Here is a 25,824-nt window from a genome sequence, read left to right as displayed (position 1 = left end):
TCGCTTAATCCTTATGGCGGCGAACGATCACCCGCGCGGGCCGGACCGATCGATCGGCAATGGTCAGCCCGGGTTGCAGCACGCTGTCCACGGTGCGATCCGCCTCCGGATCGGCCGTGGCCGTCACATCGGCGGCCTCCATGGTCAATGCGTCGAACCCGGCCCCGGCGACGGGACTGACGATATGCCCGCCGCGACCGGTCAGCAGCCGCTCCACCCGGCCCGCGAAGGTTTCGAACGCGGCCTGCTCAGTCTCGGAGTGCGCGGTGGCGGCCAGCGACAGCGCATCCCCGTACAGCGCGAACAGTTCCACCACCAGCGGTACGTCCGCACCCGCGCGCTCACGCTGGGCCCGCGCCTTGGCGTCATCGGCCAGCCGTTCGAGCGTGTTCGCCTGCCGGGCGATCACCCTGGTCAGATCGTCGATGCGTTCGGCCAGCACGCCCGTGCCGTCCGCGTCGCGTTCGGGTGCGGGCCCGGTATCGCCGTCGCGATCGGGTTCGATTGCGCTGTCAGGGTTCCCGGTCGCCGCCGCGGGTTCGGTCATGCCCCGAACCTTAATCCCGATGGCCGGACATGGCTGCTACGATCGCCGCCATGGGGGTCTTCGGCATCGACCTGGGCACAACGAATTCGGCTATCGCGCGGATCGACGCGGACGGACGCCCGGAAATTCTGATCGGCATGAACGGGGAGCCGACGGTGCCCTCGGTGGTGCTGTTCGCCTCCGCCAACGACCATGTGGTGGGCGAGGGCGCGCGCAGGCAGTCGCGCCTGGATCCCGAGCATGTGTGCGCACTGGTGAAGCGGCGCATGGGTGATGCCGAATGGCGCTTCATGGCGCACGGGCAGAGCTGGTCCGCGCCCGCGGTCTCCTCGCTGATCCTCAAGAGCCTGGCCGCCGATGCCGAATTCGGCGGTGGCGGCACCGTACAGCGCGTGGTCATCACCGTGCCCGCCTATTTCGGTGACGAGGAGCGGCGCGCGACCATTCAGGCCGGCACCTATGCCGGTTTCGATGTCGCCGGTGTGCTGTCCGAACCCATCGCCGCGGCGCTGTCCTACGGTTTCGGCCGCCTGGACGGCAGTATCGATATCGGCAAGGCCGGTGGCCGCGAGACCGTGCTGGTGTACGACCTGGGCGGCGGCACCTTCGACGCCACGGTGATCGAACTGTCCGATCGGCGCATCGCGGTGCTCGCGGTCGAGGGTGATCATCAACTCGGCGGCGCGGATTGGGATGAGCGCATCGCCCTGCACCTGTCCCAGCAGTTCTGCGCCGCCAACCCGGATGCCGAAGACCCGCTGGATGATTCGGCCGGATCGCAGATGCTGGTGCTGGCCGCCGAACGCGCCAAACACGAACTCAGCGAGGCCGAGCAGACCGAGGTACTGGTCGCGCACGACGGTGCGCGCGCGGTGATCACGCTGACCCGCGCCGAGCTGGAGGCCATGACGGCCTCGCTCATGCGCCGCACCCTCGATCTCACCAAGGCGTGCCTGGCCGCGGCCGGACAGCGCGGGGTCGGTCAGGTGGATCGGGTGCTGCTGGTCGGCGGTTCCTCGCGAATGCCCATGGTGGCGAATCAACTTCAGCGGGAACTCGGCCTGGTCGGCGAGCTGCGCGATCCGGATCTCTCGGTGGCGCGCGGTGCCGCGCTGTACGGCGAGAAGCTGGAAATGGAACGCCTGGTCATCGCCGATCTGGTGACGCGCGGCCGCCTGCGCGACGGTGCGGAACTGCGTGATGCGGATCCGCGCGAATTGGAGCAGTCGGTCGGCCGGGTCGCCGCCTCCTTCGGACAGCCGGTGAGCCTGGTGCGCCGCATGCTGGAAATCCAGGTCGACACCGTGGTGTCGCGCGGCTTCGGCGTGCTCGCGCTGGACAGCTACAACGGGCTGGCCGCGAGCTGGCTCGTGCACCGCAATCAGACGCTGCCCATCAAGGTGCGGCGCTCCTACGGCACCGTGCGCGCCGATCAGGATCAGATCGAGCTGACCATCGTGGAACAGCAGGGCCAGGCCGCCTCGACCCGGCCCGAGGATTCGAAAATACTGGTGGAGGGGCGGATTCGGGATATTCCGCCCGGCTATCCGGCGGGCAGTGAAGTGCGGGTCACCTTCGAGATGGGCTTCGACGGTGTGCTGCACGTGACCGCCTATCACGTGGACGCCGATCTGCCCCTTGCCCTTTCGGTGCAGACCGGGGCGACGCTGTCGCAGGCCGATGTGGCCCGCGAACTGGATCAGCTGCAGCGCACGCGCCGCCGCGCCGTGTAGAACCAGAGCCATGCACGCCTTCGACCCGAACGACTATCGCAAGCGAGTGCTCGCCGCCGTGGAACGCCGCGGCGGCATCGAGGCGTCGGATGCGTTCGAGCTCTACGACATTCCGCTCGATGAGGCGGGCACGCTCGGCGATGCCGAGGTGCGGGCGCGCATCGAGGAAGTGTGGGGGTTCTGGCAGAAACAGCGCGACCACCCCAAATATCGGGTGCTGGCCGGGCTGCTGGTGGATGAGCACGATGAGCTCTCCGCACCACTGCTGCACGCCTCTTCGCGCCGGGTGGAGGCCGAGCGCGTGGAGCAGTTGCGCGAACGCCGCGATTCCGAGCGGTACGAGATGATCGACGCCGCCATCGACCGGCTGGTGCAGCGGCACGGCGGAATCCCGGCGGGCAAGGTGCCCGGGCTGGAAGATATCGGCAAGCTGAGCGGTCTGACCCCGGATCAGGTGCGTGCACGCCTGCGCCGCCACCGCATCCTCGACGAGACGGCAGCGCCCACGCCCGCCGCCACCGGTGTGAGTCCGCAACGGCGGCAGCAGATTCGCAAACTGCTCGCCGAATACGATCGCCTGCTTCCCGGCGAACCGGTCCCCACCCTGCTCGCGCTGCTGGGCCTGGATTTCACCAAGGCCCGCCAAACCGGTGAGATCCATTTGCGCGCAGAGGCTTTGCGCGCCCGCACCCGCGAACTCCCGCCGGGCCGCGTCCGGGTGGTGCTCGATGAACTACTCGTGCACGTCAGCGACCTGCTCGAGGGTGACGCCGTCGTCGACGACTACCTCCGAGCGATCATCGACGATGCCACCGACCTGCTCCGCCCCCAGGTCCGCGCCGCGGTCCTGGTCGAGGACAGCCTGGTGGCAGGCGATTACGAATTCCTCGTCGGTGAGGCCATCGCCGCCGGAGTCGATCGCGCCGCCGCCGAGAAGATAATCCTTGCCCTGGCAGCAGAACTCGGCACCACCGTCGAGGGCATGGACCTGCCCACGAATTCCGTTGCGACCCAGCAGGGTTCGGGCACGCCGCCGATTTCCTTCGCCCGACCCGATCGAAGCGGCTCGCGCGATACCGGTGCGACCTCCGGCCACGCGACCCCGGGTTCGGCGGCGGGCGGATCGGCCGCAAGCGCTACCGGTCCATTCGCCGGGACGGGCGGCTCCGACTATCGGCGGGTGCCGCCACTGCCCCCGCCGCCGCCCGCACGGGCGTGGGAGGAGCCGTTGAAGGCGGCTCGGGCGGCGTTGCGGGCCGGGCATCCGCTCGCGGCCAAAGGGCATGTCGCACAGGCGCAGCGGTATGTCGGCGCGGACAGCGCCGGTACCACCGCGGTGCGCCCCGTCGCCGAACTTGTGGACCGGGTGCTGTCCGAGGCCGCCGTGCACTGGCGCGGTGCGACGACCGCCTGCGCCGGCAAGCGGTTCATGGAGGCGCTCGGGCATCTGGAGTATCTGGAACGCTCCGCCTCCGACGTGCCCAATCCCGACAGCCGCGGCCCGTCCCTGAATCAGCTACTGGCACAGGCGCGTTCGGCGCTCGCCGAGGCCGACCGCCTGTTCGCCGCCGCGCCGCCTGCCCCCGCCGCCGCCCGAATGCGCGCACTGCGAGCGGTTTTCGAGGTGTGCGCGGATCACGCGGGCACCGTCGCCGCACTCACGGACTTGCCGGTCGAAGCGCCCGGGCCGGTGAACGCAACGCGCCAACCTGATGGCACCGTGGTGATTACCTGGTCGCCGTCCGCGACCGAGGAGGTCGAATACCGCGTCACCCGTGTACAACCCGATGGATCCGCGCGGGTGGTCGGCCGCACCCGCGGCACCACTCTCGAGGACGGCGCGGCAGGCACCGGTGCGATCCCCGTCTACGGCGTGGTCGCGTCGGTGGCAGGCCGGGCCTCGGAGATGACCCGTTCGGATACCGGCGCACATGCGGGTTCGGGCGGTCGGGCAGGCTCGGGCGGTCAAGTGCACTCCGACGGTCAGCCCGGCTCGTTCGGCCGGGCGCGTCCGAATGGTCAGGCGAGCCAGGGCGGTCCGCACGGCGGGGCGAGTCCGGCGGCCGCCACCGACACCGCCCCCGGCGGCATGCCGACCGTCACCGCACTGTCCGAGCGCGCGGGGCTGCTCACCTTCACCTGGCCGGTGGGCATTACCGAGGTCATGGTGGTCGCCCGCGTCGACGCCCCGCCCCGCATTCCGGATGATCCCGAAGCCGATCGCAAGTGGAAGGTCACCAACACCCGCTATCAGATCGACGGCGGCGCGAAACTCCCCGTGGACCTTCCTCGCCCCTGTCACCTCGCCATCGCCTCCTGCCGCCGCGAACCCTCGGGAACCCTCACCGTCGCAGCCGGTTTCGCCGCCACCGCCCGCATCCACCTGGACCGCTGACAGCCTCGGCCGGGGGGACCTGCGGCCCGCCGGGGTGCGCATGGGAATCTGATGGGGGCCGCCGCCGTTACCGCGAAGGCTGGTCTCGACAGGAAGGGCGGAACTGCGTGATTCCGAAACTGATGGCGGTGAGCGACATCCATGTCGGTCATTCGGGCAATAAACCCGTGGTGGAGGGGATTCGGGCGGATTCTCCGGAAGACTGGCTGATTCTCGCCGGCGACGTGGGGGAGAAGACCGATGACTTCCGGTGGGCGCTGGAAACGCTGCGCCGCCAGTTCGCCAAGGTCATCTGGGTGCCAGGGAATCACGAATTGTGGACCACGGCAAAGGATCCCGTGCAGATGCACGGTGCCGGACGGTACGACTACCTGGTGTCCATCTGCCGCGATCTCGATGTGCTGACCCCGGAGGATCCGTTCCCGGTGTGGACCGGTGCGGGCTCGGAGGAGTACGGCGGCGCGGTGACGCTGGTCCCGATGTTCCTGCTCTACGACTATTCGTGGCTGCCCGCGGGCACCACCACCAAGGCCGAGGGCCTGGCGCTGGCGCGCGAGCGCAATGTGGTGGCGACCGATGAGTTCCTGCTGTCCTCGGAGCCGTACCTGACCCGCGACGCCTGGTGTCACGCCCGCGTGCAGTACACCCAGCGCCGCCTGGACGCGCTACCCGCGGACACCCCGGTGGTGCTGATCAATCACTTCCCGCTGCTGCGCGAGATCACCGATATGCTCTGGTACCCGGAGTTCGCGCTGTGGTGCGGCACCGATCTCACCGCGGATTGGCACACCAGTTACAACGTGGTCTGCTCGGTCTACGGGCATCTGCACATCCCGCGCACGACCTATCACGACGGTGTGCGCTTCGAAGAGGTCTCGCTCGGTTATCCGCGCGAATGGCAGCGCCGCGGTCTGCCGGAGAAGCTGCTCCGGCAGATTCTGCCGACGCCGGATTACGGCGACACCCTGAACGAGTGGGGTGGCCACTTCAAGATCACTCCCGAGATGCAGGCCGCCGCCCTGAAGATGCGCGAGGAAGCCCAGCGCCGCCGGGGTCTGGCCTAGTTGCGAGCCGGGGGCCGGTAATCGGCCCACCACCGGCCCGCATGTTGCGCTGACGTTGCTATCTCGTGTGCGCGCGAGCGCGCGCGGCATCGGGCGGCGATGATGGAGGTATGCGCGATGTGCTGCCCCAGCTGATCGACCGGGTCCGAAAAGGCCCGGTGGTGCTGGCCCGGGTGGTCGCGGTCACCGGGGCCGGACCGCGTGAGATCGGTGCGGCCATGGTCGTGACCGGCTCGGGTGAGGTGATCGGTTCGCTCTCGGGTGGCTGTGTCGAAGCGGCCGTGGTGGAATCCGCGCGCGGCGTACTTGCCGACGGCGAGGCGGTGCTCGAGCGCTTCGGCATCGCCGATCCGGACGGGTTTGCTGTCGGTTTGACGTGTGGCGGCGAAATGGAAATCTGCCTCGAACGCGTCGATGCCGCCCGGCTCCCGGAATTGCGGGCACTGGATCGAGAGATGCGCGCCGGGCGAGCGGTCGCACTGGCGACGACGCTCACCGCGAACCCGTCATGGCTGCTCATACACCCGGCCGATCGTGCCGTCGCGCAATCGGAGACCGGTACGCGAGGAATGGTCGACGGCGGTGCGGCACCCGATGGCGAGGTGCGAGCGGTATCCGGCGGCGGCGCATTTGTGAGCCGCGATGCGCTGAATATGGTGCGCGCCGGGCGAACCGGAATCATCGGGTCCGACGAATGCGCGGACAGCGCCTTCCCCGCGCGCTCCTTCGTGCAGAGTTTCGGCCCACCCGCCCGCATGATCCTGGCCGGTGCGAATGATTTCGTGCGCGCCCTGAGCCGTCTCGGCGCACAACTCGGCTATCGCGTCACGGTCGTCGACGCCCGCGAAACCTTCGCCACCGCAACGCGTTTCCCTGCCGCGCACGAGGTGGTGGTGGATTGGCCGCACCGCTATCTGCGCGGCGAATACGCGAGCGGCCGGATCGACGATCGCACCGTGGTGTGCGTGCTCACCCACGACAGCAAATTCGATGTGCCCATGCTCGCCGAGGCGCTGAGCATCGAACGGATCGCGTTCGTCGGTGCGCTGGGTTCGCGCCGCACCCATGCCGATCGGGTGGAACGCCTGCTCGCGGCGGGCGTCACATCGGAACAGCTCCGGCGGCTGCGCAGCCCGCTCGGCCTGGATTTGAACGCCTCCACACCGGACGAGACCGCCGTTTCCATTGCGGCGCAACTCATTGCCGAGTCCGGACGCGCCTCGGGCCGTCCGCTCGATGAGACGGACGGCCCGATTCACTACTGATCGCGGTCGATTCCCGCACCGGCGCACGATGATTCAGCCCAGCGCGACCAGCGCCGTGGCACCGAGGAAGATCACCTGCACCACCGTCCGCAGTGGCAGCGGCATGGTCTTCACCCCGACATCCTCCCGGGCGGCCCGCACATTCGCCGGAAACATGATGAGCAGCAACAGGAATAGCGCCACGGCCGCGATCCGCGGGAAGGGCGGCAGCAGCAGTCCCACCGCGCCCGCGATCTCCAGCACGCCGGTGAGCGTGACCATGGCGGCGGCATTGGGGAACATCGTCGGAACCATGGCGATCAGGCCGTCCCGCTTGGGCTGAATGAAGTGCGCGCTCGCGGTGAGCGCGAACATGGCGGCCAATCCCAGTGCCGTGCTGTGCGGCCAGGAATCGAGCCAGGCATTGCCGGTGACCCAGCCGAGCAATCGGGTGAGTGCGGTGACGACGGCGAGTACGAGCAAGGGGGCCATCGGGTTCTCCTGCGTTTCGAGCAATCTTGACAGTGGAAAGATTAGATCCGTACGAGGAACTTGTCAATGGCAAGATTGCCGGTCATGATGGGGTCATGGCGAAGACCAGTTATCACCACGGCGACCTGCGGGCCACCCTGCTGGCCGCAGCCGCCGAACAGATCGCCGCCGACGGCGTCGACGCGATCTCCCTGCGCAGCCTGGCCCGGCGCGCGGAGGTCTCCCACGCGGCCCCCGCGCATCACTTCGGCGATCGGGCCGGATTGCTCACCGCACTGGCCATCGAGGGCTTCGAATTGCTCACCGCGGAGTTGAACGCGGCCGACGGCGATTTCCGCGCCGCCGCCATCGCCTACGTCCGCTTCGCACTCCGGCATCCCGGTCACTTCGACGTCATGTACCGCCGCGATCTACTGCACACCGATGATGCGCGACTTGTGCAGGCGCGCAATCGATCCGGGGCCGCCCTGCGCGCCGGAGCGGCCGCCAATCAACCCGATCCCGGCGAACAGCCGCAGCTGGCGACCCAGCTCGCGGCCTGGTCGATGGTGCACGGTTTCGCCGTACTGTGGCGCGAGGGCGCACTGGAGCAGTCACCGCTCAATTTCGAACCCGATCCGGAAGCCCTGGCCCGCAGCATGATCGCCACGGTCCGATTCGACTGACCGAAGCCGGGCATGGGGTCGGTACCCGGTGGGCCCGGGTGTCCGGAGCTCGGCCGGTAGGCTCTTGACCGGTAAGTGGTGGTGCTATCAGGAGGCGGTCATCGAAGAGCGGACGGTCGCGGCGACGGAGTCGGCGCGCATTCTCGGCAGAATTCTTCCCGACGGTATCGCCGCGGCCGAACTGACGGCGTACCCCGAAGACCTGAAGGCCCATCCCGCCGAAGAGCATCTGATCGCCCGGGCCGTGGAGAAGCGGCGGCGCGATTTCATCGGCGCGCGGCATTGCGCCCGGCAGGCGCTGACCCAGCTCGGTGAGCCCGCGGTCGCCATCGGCAAGGGCGAGGACGGCGGCCCGCAGTGGCCGCGCGGCGTCGTCGGCAGCATCACCCACTGCGACGGCTACAAGGCCGCGGCGCTGGCGCACAAGCTGCGCTTCCGGTCCGTCGGCATCGACGCCGAACCGCATGCGGCGCTGCCCGACGGTGTACTCGATTCGGTCAGCCTGGCTCCCGAGCGCGACTGGCTCAAAGCCGTATTGCCCGGCACCGGACTGCATTTGGATCGATTGCTGTTCTGCGCCAAGGAGGCCACCTACAAGACCTGGCGTCCGCTCACCGGCATCTGGCTGGGTTTCGAGGACGCGCACATCACCTTCACCGTCGATGAGGAATCCGAGGGCACGGGTGCGGGCACCTTCCACACCGAACTGCTGATTCCGGGCCTGGCCATCGATGGTGGCGCACCGCTGAAGAGCTTCGACGGCCGCTGGCTGATCTCGGACGGCCTGATTCTGACCGCGATCGTGGAGGGCTGATGAGCGAGAAGCGCACCCCGGTCGTCGACGCCCTCGGCGGGCTGGTGATCGTCGATAAGGAACAGGGCTGGACCAGTCACGATGTGGTCGCCAAGAGCCGGGGGATATTGCGCACCAAGAAGGTCGGGCATGCGGGCACCCTGGATCCGATGGCGACCGGCGTGCTGGTGCTCGGGGTCGAGCGGGCGACCAAACTGCTCGGGCAGCTGATCCTGACCACCAAGGCGTACACGGCCACGATTCGGCTCGGACAGTCCACCATCACCGATGACGCCGAGGGCGAGGTCACCGCGACCACCTCCGCCGCGCAGGTGACCGATGCCGAAATCGCCTCGGGCGTAGCCGAATTGACCGGCGATATCCAGCAGGTGCCCGCCACGGTCAGCGCCATCAAGATCAACGGTGAGCGCGCCTACGCCCGCGCCCGGGCCGGTGAGGATGTGCAGCTGGCCGCCCGCCCCGTCACCGTCAGCCGCTTCGACATCCTGGCGCGTCGCGATATCGACACCGGCACAGAACAATTCGTGGATCTCGATGTCGAGGTCGAATGCACCTCCGGCACCTACATTCGCGCACTGGCCCGCGACCTCGGCGAAAAGCTCGGCGTCGGAGGCCATCTCACCGCATTGCGCCGCACCCGGGTCGGCCCGTTCACCCTCGAACACGCCCGCACCCTGGAAGCGCTGCAGGCCGCCGCCACGGCGGGTGATCCGCTGCTGAGCCTCGATATCGACGAGGCCGCGCGCGCCGCCTTCCCGATCCGCGAGATCACCGACACCCAGGCCGAAGACCTCCGCAACGGCCGCTGGCTCGATCCGGCGGGCATCCAGGGCGTCTATGCCGCAATCGATTCCACCGGTCACGCCATCGCCCTGCTGAAGGAGAGTGGTAAGCGCGCCTCCTCGGTCATGGTCATCCGCCCCGCGAATCTCTAAGGGGCTTGAGCCGCAAGCGGTTCCAGCGCCCCCAGCAGCGCGCCGACGCACACATCGCGCAGCACCGGCCGGGGGCAGGACGGGTTCTCCAGCCATTCCACGGTGAGGACTCGCACGAAGGTCAGCCAGCTCATGATGACCGCCGAGAACAGTTGGCGCGGTTGACCTTCCACACCCAGCACATCGAGCATCCGTTCGCGCAGCGTGGCCAGCTCGCCGGTGATGATGGCCTGGATGGCCGGATCGCCGATCAATAGGCGGTTGGCCACCACCACGGTCTTGGCATTGGCCTCGAAGTAGTCGAAATGCACATCCAACCCCGCCGCGATCTGATCGGCCAGGGGAATGTCCGGGTCCAGGCTGGTATCGACCAGCAGCTGTTCCGCCGCCTGCTGGTACACGGCCGCGAAAAGCTCGGGCTTACTGGGGAAGTGGCGGTAGAGCAGCGCCCGTGAGATGCCCGCCGCGTTCGCCACGTCCTCCATGTGCACGGTCGGGTAGTCGTGCGTGGCGAACAGCCGCGCCGCGCTGTCGATGAGCTGGCGGCGGCGTTCGTCGGGGGAGAGGCGGCGGCGGGTCACGGGATCAGCTTAGTTGACGTGTGTCTACTAGCGTTCTAGCCTCTCTTAGTAGACGTGCGTCAACTAAGCGGGAATCTTTGGGAACCAACTCGATTCGGGAGGATCGAATGACCGCAGCACTCAAATGGCTGAGCCTGCTCATGGGCTACGCCTGTGTCGCCATCGGGATTTTCCATATCGTGGCCGGTATCGACGGCATCCCGGATATGGGATCGGACGGGGCCACCGCCGATAGCCAGACCAGATTCTTCGGCGCGATCTTCCTCGGCTACGGCCTGGCCTGGCTGTGGGCGGCGCGGCGCGATCCGGTGGACACCACCGCCATCCGCTGGCTGGCCGGAATCTTCGCGCTCGGGGCGTTCGGCCGCGCGGTCTCCATCGCGGTGCACGGCTGGCCGCACTGGTTCCAGCTGGTGCTCACCGCCATCGAGGTGGCGCTGCCGCCGGTGTGGTTCTGGCTCGCCGCCGTCGAGGACCGCCGTCCGCGCACTGGCCCTGCCGCCGTACCGGGCGGGGCACTTCCCACCCACTGAGCGGTGCGGTGGCGTGTCGAATCAGCCTGGGGGACAGCCGTGATGATCTCACCGGTAATGCGCTACCACCCTGGGCGACACCTGCGCGGCCTACAGTGCTCTGGTGGTGGAATTGCGGCAGTTGCGGTACTTCGTGGCGGTAGCGGAAGAATTGCACTTCCGCCGGGCCGCGGAGCGGCTGTTCATTTCCACCCCCACGCTGAGTCAGCAGATTCGCGCCATCGAGCGTGAGGTGGGCGGGCCGCTGCTGATCAGGGGATCGCAGGGGGTCGAATTGACCGCCGCCGGTGAGGTACTGCTGAAGACGGCGCGGAACGTGCTGGACGCCGCCGAAACAGCATTGCGCGAGACGCGGCTGGTAGCAGATCCCGAGCGCGCGGTCTTCCGGCTCGGTGTGGTGAACGGTGCGCCGACCTGGCTGCCCGCCCGCATCGAGGCGCTGCTCAAGGCGCGGCAGCCGGGTGCGCGGGTGGTGCTCACCGGCGGCCCCAGCGCCGATCAGGTGCGACTGCTCGATCGCGAGGATGTCGATCTCGCGGTGCTGCGCATGCCGATTCGGCTGCCGGACCATCTCACCAGCACCTGTATCGCCGCCGAGGAACTCGGCATCGTGATGTCCCGCGAGCATCCGCTCGCGGGCCGCGACACCATCGAACCGGCGCATCTGAGCGATCAGGAATTGATCATGTTCGCCCGCGATACCGCACCCGAACTGCACGATTCCATGCTCGCCCAATTGCGCGAACGCGGTGCGGCCGTCGCCCTCAGCGAGAGCGCCATGAGCCATGCGCAAATGCTGTCGCTGCTCCCGATGCGCCCCGCCGCCATCGGCCTGGGCTCGTCCCGCACCGCGTCCGCACCCGGATTGGTGTGGCGCCCACTGCAACCGCGCCCCCTGGTGGTGAACTACGTGGCCGCCTGGCGTCCCGCCGCCCGCAATTCCGCCCTGCACACCGTCGCCGAAGCGCTCACCGGCGGTATTCGATTCGCACCCTGACCGCCGCCGTTAGCCCGCCGCTAACCCGGCTTCGGGGCTGCGACATGGACGGGCGCTGTCAAGCCCGGTTGGCTGAATGGCATGACACACAAGGGATTCGAGAACGAGATCGGCCGCGCGGTAGTCATCGGCGGCGGTTCGGGTATGGGCCTGGCGATCGCCGACGCACTGCTGGCGGCGGGCGCGGAGGTGACGATCGTCGGCCGCTCGGCCGAGCGCCTCGCCGACGCGGTGCGCGAGTTGGGCGACGGAAAACTGAACGCCATCACCGCGAACGTGGGTGACGAGGAACAGGTCGAACGGCTCTTCGACACCATCGGCGCGGTGGACCATGTGATCACCACCGCCGGTGACACCACCGGAACCTACGGCCCCATCAAGGATTTCGACTTCACCAACGGCCGCGGTTTCATCGAGACCAAACTGGTCGGCTCCATGCTGCTGGCCAAACACGCCCGCATCACCCCGGGCGGATCACTCACCTTCACCTCGGGAATCGCCGCCTACCGCCCCGCGTCCGGCGGTGCCATGGTGGCTGCGGTCAACGCGGCCCTGGAAGGTCTGGCCCGCGCCCTCGCGGTGGAACTCGCCCCGACCCGCGTCAACGCGGTCTCCCCGGGCTGGGTGCGCACCGGCATCTGGGACAAGATGCCCTGGGACGATCGCGAAGACCGCCTGCGCGCCATGGCGGAAAGACTCCCGGCGGGCCGCCTGGGTGCCCCGGAAGACATTGCGCAGGCGGCGCTTTCGCTACTGCGCAACCCCTTCATCACCGGCACCGTGCTGCACGTCGACGGCGGTCACCGACTGGTCTGAGGCTCGCGTCCCGCGGGATACGGCTTCGCGAATCGCTGTTCGCTAGTTCTCGTGGGTGAGCCAAATCGCCTCGGCCGCAATGCTGCCGAGATCGATGGTGCGATCGTCCACCCGCACGGCGATGGTTCCGGCGAAGTCCCGCCGCTCCACCACCGCGATCGGCGTATCGAGGGCGATGCCGAGCGAATCGAAATAGCGCAGCATCGCCGGATCCGAATCGGAGATGCGCGCGACCCGCCCGGTCTCGCCATCGCCGAAATCGCTCAGCTGCCGGGCGGGCGGGGTCGGCACCGCACCGTCCACCGAGGGGATGGGGTCGCCGTGCGGATCCCGGTCCGGGTAGCCGAGTTTGGCGTCGATGCGCAGCATGAGCGTTTCGGAGACGGCGTGCTCGAGCACCTCCGCCTCATCGTGGACTTCATCCCAGCCGTAGCCGAGTTCATTGACGAGGAATGTCTCGATGAGCCGATGCCGGCGCACCATGGCAATGGCGGCGCGGCGGCCGTCCTCGGTCAGGGTGATGGCGCCGTAGCGGGCGTGTTCCACCAATCCCTGATCGGCGAGCTTGCGGACGGCCTCGGAGACGGTCGAGGCCGACACTCCGATCCGTTCGGCCAGCAGTTTGGTCGACACCTTCTCCTGGGGCGACCATTCCTGCGCGGTCCAGATCACCTTCAAATAGTCCTGCGCGACGGAGGACAGAACCGGCGCGACACTGGTCGCGACGGCGGTGGAGGTACCGGTGGGTTCGGACGGATCGGCCAGCTCGCGGCGCGTGGCGATGTCTCGTTTTCCGGGCACGTCACCGAGCTTAGGCACAGCCGCAGCGGTTTCCCACATCGGCGCGCACGCTGGTCGGCAAGGCCGCGCGGCACAGGTTACGGGCGGCTGCGCGCGGGTGAACGGGTGATGACGAGCACGCTCGCCGCTGTGAAGATCCGCACGGCCGAATATTGTCCGAGACGCGCTTTCAGTAGGCTTCCGGTGTGCAGAGATGGCGAAGCCTCGACGAGATGCCCGCGGAGTGGGGCCGGTGCGTGCTCACGATCGGGGTGTTCGACGGCGTCCACCGCGGTCACGCCCAGCTCATCAGCCGTGCGGTGAAATCCGCTGCGGTGCGCGGTGTTCCGTCGGTCCTGATGACCTTCGATCCGCATCCGCTCGAGGTGGTGCGGCCCGGTGCGCATCCGGCGCAGCTGTCCACGCTGAACCGCCGCGCGGAGCTGGTGGAGGAACTCGGCATCGACGTCTTCCTGGTCATGCCGTTCACCAAAGATTTCATGAAGCTGACGCCCGAGGAATACGTGCAGGAGTTGCTCGTCGACAAACTGCACGTCTCCGAGGTCGTCGTCGGCGATAACTTCACCTTCGGCAAGCAGGCCGCGGGCACCGTGGACACCATGCGTGAACTGGGCGCGCGCTTCGGTTTCGAGGTCGACGGCGTGCAATTGCTCGGCGAGCACGCGGTCACCTTCTCCTCGACCTATATTCGCGCCTGCCTGTCCTCGGGCGATGTGGCCGCGGCCGCCGAAGCCCTGGGCCGCCCGCATCGGGTGGAGGGCGTTGTCGTGCACGGTGACGCCCGCGGTCGCGCGCTCGGCTTCCCGACCGCCAATGTGGCACCCGTCCCGCGCGGCGCGATTCCGGCCGACGGCGTCTACGCCGGATGGTTCACCGCCCTGGACGACCCCTATCAAGTGCGCCGCATGGCGGCCATCTCGGTGGGCACCAATCCGACCTTCGAGGACGGGCGTTCCCGCACGGTCGAACCGCATATCCTCGATTTCGACGGCGATCTCTACGACAAGCACGTGGCGGTGGATTTCGTCGAACAGCTGCGCGGAATGCGCAAATTCGACTCCATCGAGGAACTGGTCGAGGCCATCGGCCGCGATGTCGACCAGGCCCGCAAAGTGCTCACCGCCCAGACCGTCGATTAGCCCCGATTAACAGTCCAGGTCAGCGGTCCGGTAACCTGATCCGCTGGGTTTGCTGCGGTCCGCGGCAGCGCCCGACCGGGCTCGCCCGGGACTTTTCGCGCGGACTGGAAATTCAGGAGCAATGCTGTGGCTTTGACCACCGAGCAGAAGAAGGCCATTCTGGCCGAGTACGGCCTGCACCCGACCGACACCGGTTCTCCGGAGGCTCAGATCGCGATGCTGTCCAAGCGCATCGCCGATCTCACCGAGCACCTGAAGGTGCACAAGCACGATCACCACACCCGCCACGGTCTGCTCGCGCTGATCGGTCGCCGTCGTCGTCTGTCGAAGTACCTGCAGGCCAACGACATCAACCGCTACCGTTCGCTGATCGAGCGTCTGGGCCTGCGTCGCTAATTTGCTGACGCATCGTCGCGCATTCGCGCGACACAACACGACTGCCGCAGGCAGTTGACGAACCGGCCGACGGGGAGGCATAGAATCTCCTCGTTGGCCTTTCGTGCATCCGGTGAACGCTGCCGTATGCACGCCAACATGAGCCGTATGCATCCGTCGCGTGGCGTCGGTCTTCGGTAGTGGCTTTTCGGGGCGCAGCAAGAGGAGATACACCGCGCGCCGGAGGGCTTCGATCGATGACCGCCTCCGCGTCGCCGTCTCCAAGGGGAGATGGCCGGGTGTGCGCCCGGAGACCAGGAGGGTCCTCGAGCGCCCGTGCCGGGTACGACTCGCCCCGTCAAGGGGACAAAACAGCTGGATCGCGTCATGCCCATCGGGGCGGTGGCGCTGGTATCCGGCGAAGACGAGAGGTTGAGAGAAGAGAATGACCGAAACATTGACCAGTTCCGCCGCCGAGGTCGAGCCCGGCGTATTCGAGTCCGTCGCGCTGATCGACAACGGCGCCTACGGCACCCGCACCATCCGTTTCGAGACCGGCCGCCTCGCCAAGCAGGCCGCCGGTTCGGTCGTCGCCTACCTGGACGACGAGACCATGCTGCTGTCGGCGACCACCGCCGGTAAGCACCCCAAGGACCAGTTCGACTTCTTCCCGCTGACGGTGGACGTCGAGGAGCGCATGTACGCCGCGGGCCGCATCCCCGGCTCGTTCTTCCGTCGCGAGGGCCGTCCCTCCACCGACGCCATCCTGACCTGCCGCCTGATCGACCGGCCGCTGCGCCCGTCCTTCGTCGACGGTCTGCGCAATGAGATCCAGGTCGTCGTGACCGTCATGTCGCTCGATCCCAAGGATCTGTACGACGTGGTCGCCATCAACGCGGCGTCGGCGTCGACTCAGCTTGCGGGCCTGCCCTTCTCGGGTCCGGTCGCCGGTGTGCGCGTGGCCCTGATCGGTGATCAGTGGGTCGCGTTCCCGACCGTCGAGCAGCTCGAGGGAGCCGTATTCGACATGGTCGTCGCGGGCCGCGTCGTCGAGGGTGACGTCGCGATCATGATGGTCGAGGCCGAGGCCACCGACAAGGTGCTCGCTCTCATCGCGGACGGCGCCACCGCGCCCACCGAAACCGTTGTGGCACAGGGCCTCGAGGCCGCCAAGCCGTTCATCGCCCGGCTGTGCAAGGCGCAGTCCGACCTCGCCGCGCTGGCCGCCAAGGAGACCGCGGAGTACCCGGTCTTCCTGCCGTACCAGTCCGATGTGTTCGAGGCCGTGCTGGGCACCGCCAAGGAGGAGCTGAACGAGGCGCTCTCCATCGCGGGCAAGCATGAGCGCGAGGACAAGATCGACGAGATCAAGCTGGCCGTGCTGTCCAGCCTGGCCGAGACCTTCGAGGGTCGCGAGAAGGAGATCGGCGCGGCTTTCCGCTCGGTCACCAAGAAGCTTGTGCGCCAGCGCATCCTGACCGACGGCTTCCGCATCGACGGTCGTGGTCTGGCCGATATCCGCGCCCTGTCCGCCGAGGTCGCGGTCGTCCCGCGCGCCCACGGTTCGGCGCTGTTCGAGCGTGGCGAGACCCAGATCCTGGGTGTCACCACCCTGGACATGGTCAAGATGGCGCAGCAGGTCGACTCGCTCGGCCCGGAGACCTCCAAGCGCTACATGCACCACTACAACTTCCCGCCGTACTCCACCGGTGAGACCGGTCGCGTCGGCTCGCCCAAGCGTCGCGAGATCGGCCACGGCGCGCTCGCCGAGCGCGCCCTGATGCCGGTGCTGCCGTCGCAGGAAGAGTTCCCGTACGCCATCCGTCAGGTGTCGGAAGCGTTGTCCTCCAACGGTTCCACCTCGATGGGCTCGGTCTGCGCCTCGACCCTGTCGCTGCTGAACGCCGGTGTGCCGCTCAAGGCCCCCGTCGCCGGTATCGCCATGGGCCTGGTGTCCGACACCATCAAGAACGACAAGGGTCAGGACGAGGTCCGCTACGTCGCGCTGACCGACATCCTGGGTGCCGAAGACGCCTTCGGTGACATGGACTTCAAGGTCGCCGGTACCCCGGAGTTCGTCACGGCTCTCCAGCTGGACACCAAGCTCGACGGCATCCCGTCGCAGGTGCTGGCCGGTGCGCTGAACCAGGCCCGCGATGCCCGCATGACCATCCTGGATGTCATGGCCGAGGCCATCAACATCCCGGACGAGATGAGCCCGTACGCCCCGCGCGTCACCGCCATCAAGATCCCGGTCGACAAGATCGGCGAGGTGATCGGGCCCAAGGGCAAGGTCATCAACCAGATCACCGAGGAAACCGGCGCCAACATCTCGATCGAAGATGACGGCACCGTCTACGTCGGTGCGACCAACGGCCCCGCGGCGCAGGCGGCGATCGATCAGATCAACGCCATCGCGAACCCGCAGCTGCCGAAGGTCGGCGAGCGCTTCCTGGGCACGGTCGTCAAGACCACCGCCTTCGGCGCGTTCGTCTCGCTGCTGCCGGGCCGTGACGGCCTGGTGCACATCTCCAAGCTGGGCAACGGCAAGCGCGTGGCGAAGGTCGAGGACGTGGTGAACGTCGGCGACAAGATCCGCGTCGAGATCGCCGATATCGACAACCGCGGCAAGATCTCCCTCGTCCCGGTCGACGAGGACTCGGCGGACAGCGCGGACAGCGCTGTCGCCGAAACCGTCGCGGCCGAGTGATTGTCGTACGTCTGACGTAAAGTGCGGTGGCCCCTTGCTCCGATAATGGAGTGGGGGGCCACCAATCTTTGAACTACACAAGCTCTTCGAGGCACGAACCGCGGGTTGGGAAGCATGGGTCGGAAGAAGGACACTCCACTGTCGGCTAAGAGTTCTGCACTGGTCCGCTCCACCAACGAGGTGCCGTACGCCGATACCGGTGTGCGCCGGACGGTGCTGCCCGGCGGGCTACGGGTCGTCACCGAACATGTGCCCGGCGTGCGTTCGGCCTCCATCGGCGTATGGGTCGGCGTCGGCTCGCGCGATGAGGGCTCGACGGTCGCCGGTGCGGCGCATTTCCTGGAGCATCTGCTCTTCAAGGCCACGCCCACCCGGTCCGCGCTCGATATCGCGCAGGCCATGGATGCCGTTGGCGGAGAACTCAATGCGTTCACCGCCAAGGAACAGACCTGCTACTACGCGCATGTGCTGGACGAGGATCTGCCCATGGCGGTGGATCTGGTCACCGATGTGGTGCTGAACGGTCTGTGTCGGGCCGAGGATGTCGCCGTCGAACGGCAGGTCGTGCTCGAAGAGATCTTCATGCGCGATGACGATCCCGAGGATATGGTCGGCGACGCCTTCCTGACCGCGCTGTTCGGCGATCATCCGATCGGCCGCCCGGTGATCGGCAGCGTCGAGACCATCGAGGGCATGAACGCGCCGCAGCTGCGCTCGTTCCATCAGCGGCGGTACCGCCCGGACCGCATGGTGGTCGCGGTGGCGGGCAATATCGAACATGAGCACACGGTCGAGCTGGTGCATCGCGCCTTCGCCAACCGGCTCGATCCGGCGTGCGAACCCGCACCGCGCCGCGAAGGCAAATTCCGCCCGCGCGCCACCCCCGAACTCATGCGCATCTACCGCGAGAGCGAACAGGCGCACCTGGTATTCGGCACCCGCGCCTTCGGCCGCCACGAGGGCGATAAGCGCTGGCCGCTGTCGATCCTCAACACGGTGCTGGGCGGTGGCCTGAGTTCGCGTCTGTTCCAGCGCATTCGAGAGGAACGCGGCCTGGCGTACTCGGTGTACTCCAGCGTCGACACCTTCGCCGACACCGGCGCTTTCTCGGTCTACCTCGGCTGCCAGCCCGAAAACCTCGGCCAGGTCACGAATCTGGCCCGCGGCGTGCTGGAAGAGGTTGCCGCCGAAGGCATCACCGACGCAGAATGCGCCCGCGCCAAGGGCTCCCTGCGCGGCGGCCTGGTACTGGGCCTGGAGGACTCCGGCTCCCGCATGAACCGCATCGGCCGCAGCGAACTCAGCTACGGCAACCACCGCAGCGTCTCCGAAACCCTGGCCCGCATAGACGAAGTCACCACCGACGAGGTCTCCCGCATAGCCGCCAAACTCCTCTCCCGCCCCTTCGCCGCCTCGGTAGCGGGCCCCTACCGCCGCACCCGAGACCTCCCCGCCCCGGTCCGCCGCCTGGTGGATTGAGCGCAAGCCTCGCACTCGGGTCAGGAGCGCGCACCCGAGCCCGTGCGGATCGGGTGCGCAGGATGAGCGAGGGTGCGGCTGCCGCAGGTCCAGCGGCGCTGAAACCTGTGTGGCGCTGAAACCTGTGCGGCGCCGAAAGCGCGCGGTGTGCTCCGGATCAGTGCGGTCGAATCGCAGCGGGAGCCTCGTCGGGGATCGCGAGTCGCCGACTTATCCTGCGCTGGTTCACCACCCGGCGATCGAAGGGGTATGCCGCACCGGATCTATCCGGTGCGGCGGCATAGGGGCATTGCGTTGGCGGTGTCGTGGACGCCGATTTGCGGCAGACTGGCTCGGGTGACGACTCTCAGCAAAGGGGCCAATGTCCCCGTGGCCGCCAATGCCGTTCGAGCCGTGCTGGCGTGGTCGGGGGGACCCGGGGTGCCCGCCGTCGATGCTTCCGCGCTATTGCTCACCGCTGCGGGGAAGGTGCGCAACGATGTGGATTTCGTGTTCTACAACCAGCCGGGGCATCCCAGCGGCGCGGTGCGGCATCTCGGCAAGCGCGGGGATTTCGATGCGCTGGAAGTGAATTTGGCCGGGGTGCAGCCGGATATCGACCGGATCGCATTGTGCGCGTCCGCCGATGGCGGGACCTTCGGGCAGGTGCCGGGGTTGCATCTGCGGGTGGTGGACGCCGCCACCGAGGCTGAGATCGCGCGCTTCGATATCGCGGCCGGACCCGAGACCGCCATGCTGTGCGGGGAGTTGTATCGGCGTAGTGGTGCCTGGAAGTTCCGGGCCGTGGGGCAGGGCTGGTCCAGCGGATTGGCCGGGCTGGCAACCGATTTCGGTATCACCGTGGATGATGACACGTCGGCGCAGCCCGCGCCCGCCCCATACTCACCGCAACCCGCCGCCTACGCCCCGCCGCCCATGCCGCAACCTCCCGCGTACGCTCCGCCGCAGTCTCCCGCGTACGCGCCGCCGCCCCCGCCGCAGTCTCCCGCGTACGCTCCGCCACCCGTGCCGCAGGGATCGCAAATTCCGCCGCCGTATCCGGGTGCGCCGCAACCCGCTTCGTATGCGCCGCCGCCCGCGGGCCATCAGCCTCCGCCGCCTCCGGCGTACCAGCCGCCCCCGGCTCCGGGGTATCAGCCCGCGCCGCAGCAGTTCGCGCAGCCGGGTGGACAGCCCGCGATTCGGCTGACCAAGGGGGAGGAGCAGCTGCCTGTCGATATGCGAAAGCGGTTGTCGCTGCGCAAGGAACAGGTCGCGGTGAGCCTGGCCAAGCATGGTGTGCAGCAGTTGAACGCGCGGGTGATCCTGGTGCTCGATGCCTCCGGATCGATGACGCCGCTGTACGACAAGCAGTTGGTGCACCGGGTGGTGGAGCGGATGGCGGCGGTCGCGGCGCAGCTCGATGACAATGGCGCGATGCAGGCGTGGACCTTCGCCAGCAATCCGGCGCGACTGCCGGATCTCACCATCGCCGATATGCCGCAGTGGATTTCGCTGCATGTGCGCTGCGGTCAGCTGTCGCTGTTCGGCGGACGCAAACGCGGTCGCACGCTCCAGCCGGGTCAGGTCGATATGAAGGCCGTCGGCATTCAGAACGAGGAGCAGAAGGTGATCGCGGAGGTGCGCAACTATGTGCGCGCCACCCCGCAGCACGGGCCGACGCTGGTGCTGTTCTTCTCCGACGGCGGCGTCTACAAGAACCGCGAGATCGAACAGGAATTGCGGGCCGCGGTCGAGGAGCCGATCTTCTGGCAGTTCGTGGGCCTGGGCACCCGCTCCGGATACGGCGTGCTGGAGCGCCTGGACACCATGGCGGGCCGCCGCGTCGACAATGTGGGCTTCTTCGCCGTGGATGATATCGACCAGATCACCGATCCGGAACTCTACGATCGCCTGCTCACCGAGTTCCCGGCGTGGATCAACGCGGCCACCGGGGCGGGCATTCTGCGCTGAAAACCCGCCGCCGCGTAGGCAACTCGCGTCGGCGGGGGAGTCGCGCGCCCGGAAACGAGTGGTCCGCTACTCAGGCCGTACGGTCCGTACGGGAGCAGGCTGGGCACATGGTGACCTGACGGCTCGAAAGGGGGACACCATGTTCCGATCGAGTGGACCGGCATCCGATATTCCGGCAATGCTCTCGCTGCTCGGCGCCCTGCGCGACCGCACGTCCATGGCGGAGCTGGAGCGCTTCGTCTGGCTGGCGGACGCGGACGGTGACCAGCAGGCCCGCGCGGCGGAGCTGCTGGTCTGGGTGTCACGCGGCAACCACCTGGAGCGCGTGCGCCGGATCATGTACGAGCATCCGGACGCCCGCGTGCGCCTGGCCGCCATCGACGCGTGCGTCTTCGCCTCGGGCGATGATCCGCGCATGCTGGGCGGTCTCCGCGAACTGGCCCGCGTCCAGGAGTGCCTGGCGGCGCGGCCCAGCTGACCGGCTCGGCCCGGGATCGCACCGCACACGGAGCCCTCAGTGCCGTGGGGTGCGGGCCGAGCGTAGACCGGACCGCCGCGAATGCCCCATCGCCGGGGAGCCCGGGCCGTCTGATGTCCGGACCGTGTGAATGCCGGACTGTCTGATGGCCACACCGTATGACATCCGGGCCCTCGTGGTGTTCTCGACCGTCGGAGGTCGCCGTCGCGACTTCAGAGATCGCGCCGCATGACGGTGCGCGGCCAGCGGTCCAGACCGTGTTCGGCCTCGCGCGCCCGAATCTTGCGCAGCCCCGGCGTCAACTCCGCGTCATCCACGATATGGAAGCCCAGGCGTTCGTAATACGGTGCGTTCCAAGGCACTTCGGTGAACGTGGTGAGGGTGAGCGCGGTCAGCCCCTGGGCGCGGGCGTGGTCGGCGGCCCGGTCGATCAGGGTCGCGCCGATGCCCCGCCGTGCCGCCTGGGGATGCACCGAGAGCTGGTCGATGTGTTCGGTGCCGTCGACTTCCTCGCTGATCAGGTAGGCGATCGGGATGTCGCCGTCATCGTCGACGGCGACCCAGGCCCGGCCGTCGCGTCGATATTCGTCGAGTACTTCTATCGAGGGTGGGTCGTCATCGGCGATCTCGATCATGCCGACGGTCCGGAAGGGTTCTCCGGCCGCGTCTTCGATGTCCTGCAGGATCGGGAGGTCGTCGGTCGTGGCCGCACGAATGCGCATCCGCCGACGCTAGCGCACCGGGCGGTTCCCGGTCACTCGGTTAGCCGGTTCGCCGCCCCGAGGACGGCGTCGAGCAGTCCGGGCAGCGCGGTTTCGATGTCCTCGGTGCGCAGCCGCTGACAGGTCTGGCCGTCGATGGTGAGGCGTTCGGTGAGCCCGGCCTCGCGCAGGATTTTGAAGTGGTGTGCCGCGGTGGACTTGCTGACCACCTCGTAGAGCGCGCTGCAGCGCACCGGTTCGCCACCGGCATTGCCGAGCCGGCGCAGCATTTCGAGGCGGACCGGGTCCTGTAGCGCGCCCAGCACCGCGGGCAGCGGGGCCACGGGGAGCATCGCGTCGGTGTCGGTCATGAGCTACCTCACTCGATAAGTGGTTTGACGTTCATCGAACCAGGAGTAGGGTCAGGTTCGATAAGAATCAAACTTACCTGATGGAGGGTTCGATGGCAGCGGTAGTGACGGTTGCGACTCGAGCCGAGCAGAGCAGCCAGAAATGGGCCTACGCGCTCATCCTCGCGGCCAGCGGTGTTGCGCTCGGCGTCTCGGGAGCGCCCGCGCCGCTCTACGGCATGTATCAGCAGGCGTGGAATTTCTCGCCGCTGACGACCACCTTCGTCTTCGCCGTCTACGCCGTCGCGGCCCTGGTCGCGGTGCTGGTGTCCGGTCGCATCTCCGATGTGGTGGGCCGAAAGCCGGTGCTGCTCGGCGCGTTCGGCATCATGATCGCGGGCCTGGTGGTCTTCCTGTTCGCCGACAATGTGGCCATGCTGCTGGTGGCGCGCGCCCTGCACGGTTTCGCGGTCGGCGCGACCGTGGTGGCCGGTGCCGCGGCACTGCTGGATATGCGGCCCAAGGAGGGTGCGCGGTCGGGCCAGCTGTCCGGTGTGGCCTTCAATGTCGGTATGGCAGTGGCGATTCTGGGTTCCGCGCTGCTGGCGCAGTACGCCCCGTACCCGCTGCGCACCCCGTACGTGGTGATCACGCTGGCCTGCCTCGCCATCGGCGCGGGCGTGCTGGCCCTGCGCGAACCGCATACCGCGCGCACCGCCGGACGCATCACCATCGCCAAGCCCGCTGTGCCGCAGGAGATTCGAAGCGATTTCTGGTTCTCCGCCCTCGGCGTGATGGCGGCCTGGTCGGTGCTCGGCGTGCTGCTGTCGCTGTACCCGTCGCTGGCCTCGGCCAAGACCGGCATCCACAATCTGGTGTTCGGCGGCGCGGTGGTGGCGTCCACGGCCACCGCCGGTGCGGCCGCGCAGTACTTCGCCACCAATATCACCGCCCGTCGTGCGGCGATCATCGGCGATATCGGTATGGCCGTCACCCTGCTGCTGACCATTCCGGCCCTGGCCACCCACAACTGGGTGCTGGTGCTGGTGGCCGGTTTCGCCCTCGGCGCGACCTTCGGCCTGGGTTTCGGCGGTTCGCTGCGCCACCTGTCCAATGTGGTGCCGCAGCACAAGCGCGGTGAGACCATGTCCGCCTACTACCTGCTCGCCTACACCGCCATGGCGCTGCCGACCGTGGTCGCGGGCTGGGCCGCCACCACCTGGGGTCTGACCACCGTGTTCCCCTGGTTCGTGGTCGCGGTCTCGCTGGCCTGCCTGGGTGCGGCGGGACTGGGTCTGCGGCGACAGGCCGCCTGATTCGTCAGTGCCCGAACAGCTCTCAGCCCGTCCGGCGACCTGCCGGGCGGGCCGAGTCGTGTCACGGCCGAAATCGCTTGTCGCGGAGTGGGAATAACCACAGCCCGCGCGGCGCGGGAGCCTGATCGTTATCCTTCCGCTATGCGACGGTGGGGTTGGTTCGGCGGAATGTTGAACCGGACAGTTCATCGGTCGGCGCTGTTGCTGTCGGTGTTGATCGCGGTGGCCGGTGGTCTGGCCATCGGTGCGTTCACCTGGTGGATGTTGTGGCTGGCCCTGGGTGCGAAGGCGGAGACGCCGAATCAATTGGATCTGACCAAGATCGCGCTGAGTATTACCGCGGGCGTCGGCGCGGCGGTGGCGCTGGTCGTCGCTTACCGGCGGCAACGCGATCTGGAGCGCGGGCGGTTCGCGGAACTGTTCGGCGCGGCGGCCTCACAACTCGGCAATTCCGATGTGGCGGTGCGCATTGCGGGCGTGTACGCACTGGCGGGCGTCGCCGACGAGTTCTCGGTGCGCGGGCGGCGGCAGCAGTGCATCGATGTGCTGTGCGGATATCTGCGCCTGCCGTACGCGCCGGATGAGGGCGCCAGCCATCTGGTCTCCAAATCCCAGCGCATCGAGGATTCCGGGACGGCGGTGGAACGCGTCTACAACTACCGGCAGAACGACCGGCAGGTACGCGAGACCATTGTCCGGGTGATCGCCGAACGGCTCCGGCGCTCGGCCGATGTCTCCTGGTCCGCGTCCGATTTCGATTTCTCCGACGCGGTCTTCGAGAACGCGGATTTCCGGGGCGCGGTCTTCGCGGGTCACAGCACCCGTTTCACCAATGCCTCCTTCACCGGCGGCCGCGACACCACCTTCGAGGGCGCGTCCTTCCTGGGGCGGCGAGTGACCTTCCGCGGGGCCATGTTCCGGGGCGGCAGCACCTCCTTCGAACATGTGAACTTCAAGCACAATCGGGTCGGTCGGGCCGATCGCAAGAGTTCGGGGACCACCTTCGTGGACGCCACCTTCGGCGGTCCGGTGAACTTCGATTACGCCGTATTCGGCGGCGCGCGAACGGCATTCGATCGCGCCACCTTCGCCGGTGAACGCGGCGGCTTCGCCAATGCCAAATTCACCGCCCAGCTCACGAGTTTCGAGCGCACCGTGTTCGACGGTGACCGGGTGACCTTCACCGGGGCCGAATTCACCGGTGCCCGAGTGGTTTTCACCGCCGCCCGGTTCTACGCGGAGACCACCGCGTTCGACTGCGCCAATCTGGGCACCGCCACCCGCTGGGGTTCGGGCCGCACCGAGGAGATCACCTTCGCGCGCGCCGAATACCACGGCAAGGTGTCCTTCGCCGATGCCGTCTTCGGCGGTCGCCTGATCACCTTCAACGGCGGAGACTTCTTCGGCGATATCAACTTCCGCCGCGCCTCGTTCGACGCCCGCGAGATCTGCTTCGAACGTCCGAAGGCGTGGGTCGGCGTGCATTTCGACTGGCAGGGCAGTTCGGCCGCCAAACCCGCGAATATCCGCCCGGAACAGTGGCCCCCGATTCCGGCGGACAAGTCCGAGAAGGCCGAGGAGCTCACGAGCTAGCCGCCCCGTCATCCCGGCGTGCTGCCGTCCGGGATCCACGCCTCCGGCATGAGTGACGGATCTGTCGGATTGCCCTCGTATTGTGGCGTGCGATAGTTTGCGAGGGTACCGAT

At 67.9% G+C, this 25,824-nt stretch carries 24 protein-coding genes; 18 read left to right on the top strand and 6 right to left on the bottom strand.

The genetic code is table 11. From position 1 onward, the window contains the following. Positions 1–4: 4 nt before the first annotated feature. Positions 5–547, bottom strand: a complete 543-nt coding sequence (grpE, locus tag ACFC0O_RS06875; protein WP_375954475.1) for a nucleotide exchange factor GrpE — start codon at positions 545–547, stop codon at positions 5–7. A 50-nt stretch (positions 548–597) separates the two neighbouring features. Here grpE and ACFC0O_RS06870 point away from each other — a divergent pair, with 50 nt between their 5' ends. The 4 genes from ACFC0O_RS06870 to ACFC0O_RS06855 all read left to right on the top strand — a co-directional run bounded on the left by ACFC0O_RS06870 (position 598) and on the right by ACFC0O_RS06855 (position 7,004). Next, positions 598–2,280, top strand: coding sequence for an Hsp70 family protein (locus ACFC0O_RS06870; protein ID WP_375956006.1), 1,683 nt, complete (start codon positions 598–600; stop codon positions 2,278–2,280). A gap of 10 nt (positions 2,281–2,290) precedes the next feature. After that, entirely contained in the window at positions 2,291–4,675 is a 2,385-nt protein-coding gene (locus ACFC0O_RS06865) for an Ig-like domain repeat protein (protein ID WP_375954473.1), read from the top strand. Positions 4,676–4,797: 122 nt separating this feature from the next. Then, complete coding sequence (locus ACFC0O_RS06860; RefSeq protein ID WP_375956003.1) at positions 4,798–5,739, top strand: metallophosphoesterase family protein; 942 nt, start codon at positions 4,798–4,800, stop codon at positions 5,737–5,739. 110 nt (positions 5,740–5,849) lie between these two features. After that, positions 5,850–7,004, top strand: a complete 1,155-nt coding sequence (locus tag ACFC0O_RS06855) for an XdhC family protein (protein WP_375954471.1) — start codon at positions 5,850–5,852, stop codon at positions 7,002–7,004. Positions 7,005–7,037: 33 nt separating this feature from the next. Here ACFC0O_RS06855 and ACFC0O_RS06850 read toward each other — a convergent pair whose 3' ends face one another. Beyond that, positions 7,038–7,475, bottom strand: a complete 438-nt coding sequence (locus ACFC0O_RS06850) for a DoxX family protein (protein WP_375954469.1) — start codon at positions 7,473–7,475, stop codon at positions 7,038–7,040. 95 nt (positions 7,476–7,570) lie between these two features. Here ACFC0O_RS06850 and ACFC0O_RS06845 point away from each other — a divergent pair, with 95 nt between their 5' ends. From ACFC0O_RS06845 to truB, 3 genes are all read left to right on the top strand, one after another. Next, complete coding sequence (locus ACFC0O_RS06845) at positions 7,571–8,140, top strand: TetR/AcrR family transcriptional regulator (protein WP_375954467.1); 570 nt, start codon at positions 7,571–7,573, stop codon at positions 8,138–8,140. A 139-nt stretch (positions 8,141–8,279) separates the two neighbouring features. Further along, positions 8,280–8,954, top strand: coding sequence for a 4'-phosphopantetheinyl transferase Npt (gene npt, locus ACFC0O_RS06840; RefSeq protein WP_375956000.1), 675 nt, complete (start codon positions 8,280–8,282; stop codon positions 8,952–8,954). Then, on the top strand, positions 8,954–9,889 hold the full coding sequence (gene truB / locus ACFC0O_RS06835; protein WP_375954465.1) for a tRNA pseudouridine(55) synthase TruB: 936 nt from the start codon (positions 8,954–8,956) through the stop codon (positions 9,887–9,889). Before npt ends, truB begins: the two co-directional genes overlap by 1 nt. Here truB and ACFC0O_RS06830 read toward each other — a convergent pair. After that, on the bottom strand, positions 9,886–10,470 hold the full coding sequence (locus ACFC0O_RS06830; protein WP_375954463.1) for a TetR/AcrR family transcriptional regulator: 585 nt from the start codon (positions 10,468–10,470) through the stop codon (positions 9,886–9,888). The two genes, truB and ACFC0O_RS06830, sit on opposite strands and share 4 nt — an antisense overlap. A 107-nt stretch (positions 10,471–10,577) precedes the next feature. On the opposite strand from ACFC0O_RS06830, the gene ACFC0O_RS06825 reads away from it, so the two are divergent. From ACFC0O_RS06825 to ACFC0O_RS06815, 3 genes are all read left to right on the top strand, one after another. Next, the gene (locus ACFC0O_RS06825) at positions 10,578–11,003 is read left to right on the top strand and encodes a DUF4345 domain-containing protein (RefSeq protein WP_375954461.1); all 426 of its coding nucleotides are present in this window, start codon (positions 10,578–10,580) and stop codon (positions 11,001–11,003) included. 103 nt (positions 11,004–11,106) lie between these two features. After that, entirely contained in the window at positions 11,107–12,000 is an 894-nt protein-coding gene (locus ACFC0O_RS06820) for a LysR family transcriptional regulator (RefSeq protein WP_375954459.1), read from the top strand. A gap of 81 nt (positions 12,001–12,081) precedes the next feature. Then, the gene (locus tag ACFC0O_RS06815) at positions 12,082–12,816 is read left to right on the top strand and encodes an SDR family oxidoreductase (protein WP_375954457.1); all 735 of its coding nucleotides are present in this window, start codon (positions 12,082–12,084) and stop codon (positions 12,814–12,816) included. 42 nt (positions 12,817–12,858) lie between these two features. Here the strand turns inward: ACFC0O_RS06815 and ACFC0O_RS06810 are convergent, their stop codons facing one another. Next, a complete protein-coding gene (locus ACFC0O_RS06810) occupies positions 12,859–13,635 on the bottom strand; it encodes a metal-dependent transcriptional regulator (protein WP_375954456.1) in 777 nt (258 codons plus the stop codon). A gap of 167 nt (positions 13,636–13,802) precedes the next feature. On the opposite strand from ACFC0O_RS06810, the gene ACFC0O_RS06805 reads away from it, so the two are divergent. The 6 genes from ACFC0O_RS06805 to ACFC0O_RS06780 all read left to right on the top strand — a co-directional run bounded on the left by ACFC0O_RS06805 (position 13,803) and on the right by ACFC0O_RS06780 (position 21,751). Continuing rightward, a complete protein-coding gene (locus ACFC0O_RS06805) occupies positions 13,803–14,756 on the top strand; it encodes a bifunctional riboflavin kinase/FAD synthetase (protein WP_375954454.1) in 954 nt (317 codons plus the stop codon). Between the two features lie 126 nt (positions 14,757–14,882). Then, positions 14,883–15,152, top strand: a complete 270-nt coding sequence (rpsO, locus tag ACFC0O_RS06800; RefSeq protein ID WP_309231729.1) for a 30S ribosomal protein S15 — start codon at positions 14,883–14,885, stop codon at positions 15,150–15,152. Between the two features lie 424 nt (positions 15,153–15,576). After that, entirely contained in the window at positions 15,577–17,841 is a 2,265-nt protein-coding gene (locus tag ACFC0O_RS06795; protein ID WP_364630997.1) for a polyribonucleotide nucleotidyltransferase, read from the top strand. A gap of 114 nt (positions 17,842–17,955) precedes the next feature. Next, positions 17,956–19,320, top strand: coding sequence for a M16 family metallopeptidase (locus tag ACFC0O_RS06790; RefSeq protein ID WP_375954452.1), 1,365 nt, complete (start codon positions 17,956–17,958; stop codon positions 19,318–19,320). Between the two features lie 336 nt (positions 19,321–19,656). Beyond that, entirely contained in the window at positions 19,657–21,273 is a 1,617-nt protein-coding gene (locus ACFC0O_RS06785) for a VWA domain-containing protein (protein ID WP_375954451.1), read from the top strand. Between the two features lie 139 nt (positions 21,274–21,412). Then, entirely contained in the window at positions 21,413–21,751 is a 339-nt protein-coding gene (locus ACFC0O_RS06780) for a hypothetical protein (protein ID WP_375954449.1), read from the top strand. Between the two features lie 212 nt (positions 21,752–21,963). Here ACFC0O_RS06780 and ACFC0O_RS06775 read toward each other — a convergent pair whose 3' ends face one another. Together ACFC0O_RS06775 and ACFC0O_RS06770 are read right to left on the bottom strand one after the other, a co-directional pair. Further along, positions 21,964–22,473: a GNAT family N-acetyltransferase gene (locus ACFC0O_RS06775; protein WP_375954447.1), complete on the bottom strand. Its 510-nt coding sequence runs from the start codon at positions 22,471–22,473 to the stop codon at positions 21,964–21,966. 32 nt (positions 22,474–22,505) lie between these two features. Further along, positions 22,506–22,823, bottom strand: a complete 318-nt coding sequence (locus ACFC0O_RS06770; protein ID WP_375954446.1) for an ArsR/SmtB family transcription factor — start codon at positions 22,821–22,823, stop codon at positions 22,506–22,508. Between the two features lie 92 nt (positions 22,824–22,915). On the opposite strand from ACFC0O_RS06770, the gene ACFC0O_RS06765 reads away from it, so the two are divergent. Further along, positions 22,916–24,118: an MFS transporter gene (locus ACFC0O_RS06765; protein WP_375954444.1), complete on the top strand. Its 1,203-nt coding sequence runs from the start codon at positions 22,916–22,918 to the stop codon at positions 24,116–24,118. A 141-nt stretch (positions 24,119–24,259) separates the two neighbouring features. Next, a complete protein-coding gene (locus ACFC0O_RS06760) occupies positions 24,260–25,711 on the top strand; it encodes a pentapeptide repeat-containing protein (protein ID WP_364631018.1) in 1,452 nt (483 codons plus the stop codon). Positions 25,712–25,824 lie beyond the last annotated feature (113 nt).

The sequence above is a fragment of the Nocardia sp. NPDC056100 genome (assembly GCF_042266325.1).
Classification (GTDB): domain Bacteria; phylum Actinomycetota; class Actinomycetes; order Mycobacteriales; family Mycobacteriaceae; genus Nocardia.
Note: the sequence above shows the minus strand (reverse complement) of the source record. Positions and strands in the feature narration are given on the sequence as shown.